At 38.9% G+C, this 5,574-nt stretch carries 7 protein-coding genes and 2 pseudogenes; 2 read left to right on the top strand and 7 right to left on the bottom strand.

Annotated features, from left to right (window positions below; all coding sequences use genetic code 11):
* Together IQ228_RS19745 and IQ228_RS19750 are read left to right on the top strand one after the other, a co-directional pair.
* Window positions 1-746: pseudogene (locus tag IQ228_RS19745) on the top strand (hypothetical protein); the annotation flags it as partial.
* Window positions 725-1,012 carry a type II toxin-antitoxin system HigA family antitoxin gene (locus IQ228_RS19750; RefSeq protein ID WP_228043966.1) on the top strand — a complete coding sequence of 96 codons (288 nt, stop codon included), beginning with the start codon at window positions 725-727 and terminating at the stop codon, window positions 1,010-1,012. The pseudogene IQ228_RS19745 and the gene IQ228_RS19750, both read left to right, overlap by 22 nt.
* 64 nt (window positions 1,013-1,076) lie before the next feature.
* On the opposite strand, the gene IQ228_RS19755 is transcribed toward IQ228_RS19750, so the two are convergent.
* The 7 genes and pseudogenes from IQ228_RS19755 to IQ228_RS19785 form a co-directional block, all read right to left on the bottom strand.
* Window positions 1,077-1,337, bottom strand: a complete 261-nt coding sequence (locus IQ228_RS19755; protein ID WP_039202188.1) for a UPF0175 family protein — start codon at window positions 1,335-1,337, stop codon at window positions 1,077-1,079.
* Window positions 1,330-1,545, bottom strand: coding sequence for a hypothetical protein (locus tag IQ228_RS19760; protein ID WP_193964072.1), 216 nt, complete (start codon window positions 1,543-1,545; stop codon window positions 1,330-1,332). The genes IQ228_RS19755 and IQ228_RS19760 overlap by 8 nt, the downstream gene beginning before the upstream one ends.
* Window positions 1,546-1,638: 93 nt before the next feature.
* Window positions 1,639-1,896: a hypothetical protein gene (locus IQ228_RS19765; RefSeq protein WP_168465924.1), complete on the bottom strand. Its 258-nt coding sequence runs from the start codon at window positions 1,894-1,896 to the stop codon at window positions 1,639-1,641.
* A 39-nt stretch (window positions 1,897-1,935) separates the two neighbouring features.
* On the bottom strand, window positions 1,936-3,141 hold the full coding sequence (locus IQ228_RS19770) for an aspartate aminotransferase (RefSeq protein ID WP_193964074.1): 1,206 nt from the start codon (window positions 3,139-3,141) through the stop codon (window positions 1,936-1,938).
* Window positions 3,138-4,316, bottom strand: coding sequence for an iron-containing alcohol dehydrogenase family protein (locus IQ228_RS19775; RefSeq protein ID WP_193964076.1), 1,179 nt, complete (start codon window positions 4,314-4,316; stop codon window positions 3,138-3,140). Before IQ228_RS19775 ends, IQ228_RS19770 begins: the two co-directional genes overlap by 4 nt.
* A 303-nt stretch (window positions 4,317-4,619) precedes the next feature.
* Window positions 4,620-5,144 (bottom strand): Ycf51 family protein, encoded by a 525-nt coding sequence (locus tag IQ228_RS19780; RefSeq protein WP_027404806.1) that lies wholly within the window; start codon window positions 5,142-5,144, stop codon window positions 4,620-4,622.
* 124 nt (window positions 5,145-5,268) lie between these two features.
* Window positions 5,269-5,574: pseudogene (locus IQ228_RS19785) on the bottom strand (photosystem II q(b) protein); the annotation flags it as partial.

The following is a 5,574-nucleotide window of genomic DNA, read 5'->3' on the forward strand; positions in this document are numbered from 1 at the left end:
TTATTCAACTAAATAAACCTATTAATCATCCCCAAACTGATACATCAAAACTACTAGTAACTTCTTATGACTGGGTAAGAGATTTATTATGTTGTTATCATAAAATCTTATTTATTAATTACCAAGCAAGTCAAAGTTATAGTAATGCAAGAAGTATTTATAGTGATTTAGAGGATAAAATTCAATATTTTCAATATTTGCTATCTAACAAAATAAAAATATCTGATTTAAAAAAACTCTTATCAGAAATTCCCCAGAAAAGTTTTTACTATACCCGATATTTACAAGATTTACAAATTCATAATACATCAATACAGACAAATATTAGAAATTACCAAATTTGTTTAAATAAAATTACAGCCATAAATAATCAAACAAGTCCCCAATTTTGGCAAGATTTCCTAGATAAAGAATGTAAAAAATTGCAAGAACAAATTCAAACTGATATTAACTATCTCACACCAGGACAAGAATTATTTGGGCAATTTGTTGATACAATTCGTGGTATAGTAGAAACAGAACAAACTGAGAGCGATCGCTCTTTAGAAACAACAGTACAAGTATTAGGTATAGGTTTTGGTGGTGGTGCTATATTTTCCGGTATTATCACTACGCACATAGATAAGATCAACTCACCTTTATTACCAAAAAATTACTTTTCAGCTTCATTAATTTTAAGCATAATTGCTACCTTGGGATGGACTCTTTTGGTTTGGTTGGTTATATGGATAACAAAACGCAAATAGTTTTTAAAGATATTCTGCACGAAGAAGAATATGAAAAAGCAATTGCAAGATTAAATGATTTACTTGATGAAATTGGTACTAATGAACAACATCCTCTTTATCATTTATTAGATACATTAGGAACGATAATTGAGGCTTATGAAATAGAACATTATCCCATTCCTAATTGTCACGGAAATGATGTATTAGCGTATTTAATGGAAGAACACAAACTGACTTTATCAGATTTACCTGAAATTGGTTCATCCGAATCGGGAAACCGTTGATTAATTAACTCTAATTGTCCAATACTACTTAAAGCAATTAAAACCGATGAATTACTAACTGCTTTCATGATAATATTTCTAATGTCTCTAAATCTGTTTCTAACTCTTCTAAATCATAACTACGATCAATATTTTCTTGTCCCAATAACTCATGAAATTCCCATTTACTTAATTGCGACAATTCACGGGCTTTCCCAAAAGAAAGAATCCCTTTTTGATAAAGTCTAATTGCTAATTCAGTGCGGATGCGATGCAGACGTTCATCAGGAGGTAGACGTAATCCCTCAGTTACTTGATCAGGAATTTCTAAGATTAGTTTACTCATATTGTTTCACATCAGGATCAAGAATAATTATATCATTTTGTTTAGGGAAATGTTCTACTGTCGTTGTCCCATCTTCATGATGAATAGTAACACTATATCCTTCTTGATATCGTTGAGAATATTTACCCCGAATAGGATTTTTTAGTTGACTTAAATCATATTCTTCTTTTAAGTCATCCTCTAATTCATATTGTATTTTCTCGTTCATAATATCTCCATTGAGTTACAGCCCATTGATGAAAGTGATCAGATTTCCTGAAATAAGCAACCAAAACACCAGTATCAAGAATTATCTGCTGATTCATTTCTGCCCATATTCTTCCATGTATTTCTTATTAAAAGAAAGATCGTCTACCCCACCTTCAATAACTCCTTCCCATTTTCTCAATAGATCATGAGGAGAAGCTTCAGGCTTTTTGACATTTGAGTTTTCAGAATCTTGATTAACTTGATGATTACCCAATTCAAATGCCAGAAACTCAATAAAACGGAGAACTTGCTGCTGTTGATCTATAGGTAACTGCTGCATGGTAGTTACTACTTTTTCCAGAATCGTCATAACCTTAATTCTTTTGAGATTGTGTATTCACCTTAATTATCACGCAGAAACAGAAACTTGCGACTGATAGCAAATACCCGCTTCCTTGAATCTTTGTAAAGCTTCACCCAAGCGATCGCAATCTGCAATTAAACTAATTCTCACATAGCCTTCACCACCCACACCAAAGGCATTACCAGGAGTCAAAACCACCCCAGTTTGCTGTAAAACATTCAAAGCAAAATCTGTAGAATTCATTCCCACCGGACATTTTATCCACAAATACATAGTTGCTTCCGTTTTGGGAATATTCCACCCCAATTTACCCAAACCATCAATTAAAAAGTCTCGCCGAGTGCGGTAACGTTGTTGAACTTCATGTAAATAAGAATCCGGGAGACTAAGGGCAGTTTCCGCTGCTGTTTGCAAAGCCGAAAAAATGCCATAATCTAAATTGGTTTTGAGTGTCCGCAAACCTTGGATTACGTGACGATTTCCCACCACAAAACCGACGCGCCAACCTGCCATATTATAGGTTTTAGATAAAGTGTGAAACTCTACACCTATATCCTTGGCACCAGGAATTTCTAACAAGCTAGTGGGTTGATAACCATCAAAAGCTAATTCTGCATAACATAAATCATGGACTAAAAGGATTTCATACTTCCGTGCAAAAGCCACAATTTCCTCAAAGAACTCGCGGGGGGCGGTGGCTGCGGTAGGATTACTAGGATAATTGAAATAGAGAATTTTAGCCTTTCTAGCCACTTCCTCAGGAATAGCCGCTAAATCAATTAACCAGTTATTTTCTTCCTTGAGAATTAAATTATGGATAACTCCCCCAGCAATAATCGGTCCACGAAAATGCACAGGGTAAGATGGTGAAGGTACTAATACAGTATCACCAGGATTAATGTAGGCGATCGCTAAATGCCCCAAACCTTCCTTAGAACCGAGTAAGGGTAAAGCCTCACTATCAGGATCAAGGGTAACACCATAACGGCGATTATACCATTGAGTAATCGCCTTACGGAAACTTGCAGTCCCTTCAAATGGGGGATAACCGTGATTAGCGGGATTTTGCAAAGCTGCCATAGCCGCTTCTATCACAGGTTGGGGAGTAGGTCCATCAGGATTCCCCATACCCAAATCAATTAAATCTAGACCTTGTTCTCTAGCCTTAGCCTTTAATTCATCCAAACGAGCAAATACATAAGGCGGCAATTTTTGTATCCGTTCTGCGGGAGACATCCAACTCAAACTCATTCCTTCACCTCGTCACTTATTCCCCTGGTGGAAACACGATTAACATCTATTGGTGCAGTGGTAGAGACCATTGCAGCCATCAATTGTTCCAACGCTACATTAAATGGTAAACGGTGGATATCCGAATTAGGTTCTAAACTAATTTCTGCTGCTGTTTGTAACTCACCCAGAGTGATATTACTTAGTCCCAAATCTGCTAATTTTTGGGGTAGTCCAATCTCTGCATAGAACTTCAACAATTGTTGTCTTGCTGACGCTGCTAATTGATTTCCTTGGATCATTTCTTCTAACCGCAATTGTACCAGGATACCATAAGCGACCTTTTCCCCGTGAATGCTCCCATGTCCAGAAATATGAGTTAAGCCATTATGAACTGCATGGGCAGCGACTGTGCGACATTGCGCCCCACCGAGTCCCCCAATTACTCCAGCGAGAAGTACAGTTGCGTCTACAACTTCTTGCCAAATTTTGCTACCGGGGGACTGTAGGGCTGCGGCGGACTTTTGTAATAAAATATCTCGTAAAACTCGCGCTTGTTGGACTGCGGCAATAATTAAAGTTTGTTGTAAATGTCCACTACTCACTGAGGCTTCATACCATTTAGCGATCGCATCCCCAATTCCTGCTATTAATGTTCTTTGAGGTGCAGTCTGAACCAAATTATAATCCAAAATCAGCAAATCAGGACAGCGAGATAAAGCCACATCATATAAAAACGCCCCCGTTTCTGAATAGACATTAGAAAGGGCAGTCCAAGCCGCACAGGTAGACCCAGAAGTGGGAATTGTCACAACTGGTAATGTCAATTGGTGGGCGACTAATTTAGCCGTATCTAGGGCTTTACCACCACCAATCCCGATAATCATATCAGCCTTATGTTCCTTGGCGGCTTTGCGTAAAGCCTTCAAACTAGCTTCACAACAATCAGCACCATAGGAAACTGACAAAGGATGTAATTCTGGAGATTGGAAAAGAGGTTGTAAACTCTCTTGACTCAGATTAAGAGTTTGCTTGCCGGCAATAATTAACGGACGACTCCCCAAATTAGCGACTTCACCCGCAACGGTTGATAAAACCCCCGCACCGCGAATTACTTTCCCAGGGGAAACAGAAAGGCTGAAAAATGAACTAGTGGTTTGAGTGGACAAAGTTTCAGTAGAATGTTGATTAGGCATGATCGTTATTTTGCCAAAACTATTGATATTTCTTAATCAATACCTTGTCCAAATTAGAAAAAGCCTTGATTTGTAGGTTGGGTTGTGGAACGTGAACGTATCCCTGCGTGACACTGCGTGAACGCGGAGCAATTAGCATGAAACCCAACTTACAGAAAATGGACAAGGTATTGTTAATCAAATTTTAAAATAATATTTATTGTATGATGGATGACCAAAAAATGTGCAAATAGAAAATCAGGATGTAGGGGCGCAGGGCCTGCGCCCTGTCAGATTTTCCTATTCCCTCTTAACTATCGTCACCTATGAAGCTGTAGGTTTTGGTAAGGAAGCAAACTTGTCTAAATAAACTTCTACCGCCATTTCTGGGTCTTCACGACTGACCAAAGTGCGATTTACTTGACCCAAGTACAGCGGTACAGATAACCCTATTTCTGGGTGGATAATAGTGCGAGCGCGGACTATCATTTCTTTACTACCACCAGTACCTAAGCGACCATAGGAATAAAGGTTACTAGCTGCTTGACGTAAAGTGGCTTCTAATTCTGTGGGCGTGATTTGTGGTCTGATTGCAATTACTGTTTGGTTAGAACCATTGTCATAAACTAGGGTGTACTTGACAGCACCAGGAATAATTGTGCGACTCAGGGGAACAAGGGAAAGTGAAAATAACCCCCCTGTCAGTACCAGCATAAAGCCAGTTGCACCCACCAATCGAAAGCGAAAGCCCCATTTGAGTATGAAAGCCAAGATTGTCAGGACTGCAAATACTATTGTCGCAATACCTGACCATTGGGTATATTGGAGAAAATTAGCGGTACTAGGCATAAGGTTTTAATTACGGACAATTACCATCTTACCTATGAGCAACACCAGATTTTTATGCAAAGCAAAACGCCCCCCATTTCTGGAGGGCGATTGTTTAATTAAGCTATTAACAAAGCTCTAATTATTAACCGTTGATTGCAGGAGCGCTTAAAGCAACAGGAGCAACATCAGCAGCAGCCAAGTCTAGGGGGAAGTTGTGAGCGTTGCGCTCGTGCATTACTTCCATACCTAAGTTAGCGCGGTTGATTACATCAGCCCAAGTAGCGACTACGCGACCTTGAGAATCCATGATTGATTGGTTGAAGTTGAAACCGTTCAAGTTGAATGCCATGGTGCTGATACCTAAAGCTGTGAACCAAATACCAATTACAGGCCATGCAGCGAGTAAGAAGTGTAGTTGACGGCTGTTGTTGAAGGAAGCGTATTGGAA

This window comes from Dolichospermum sp. LEGE 00246, from assembly GCF_015207865.1.
In the GTDB taxonomy this organism is placed as follows: Bacteria; Cyanobacteriota; Cyanobacteriia; order Cyanobacteriales; family Nostocaceae; genus Dolichospermum; species Dolichospermum heterosporum.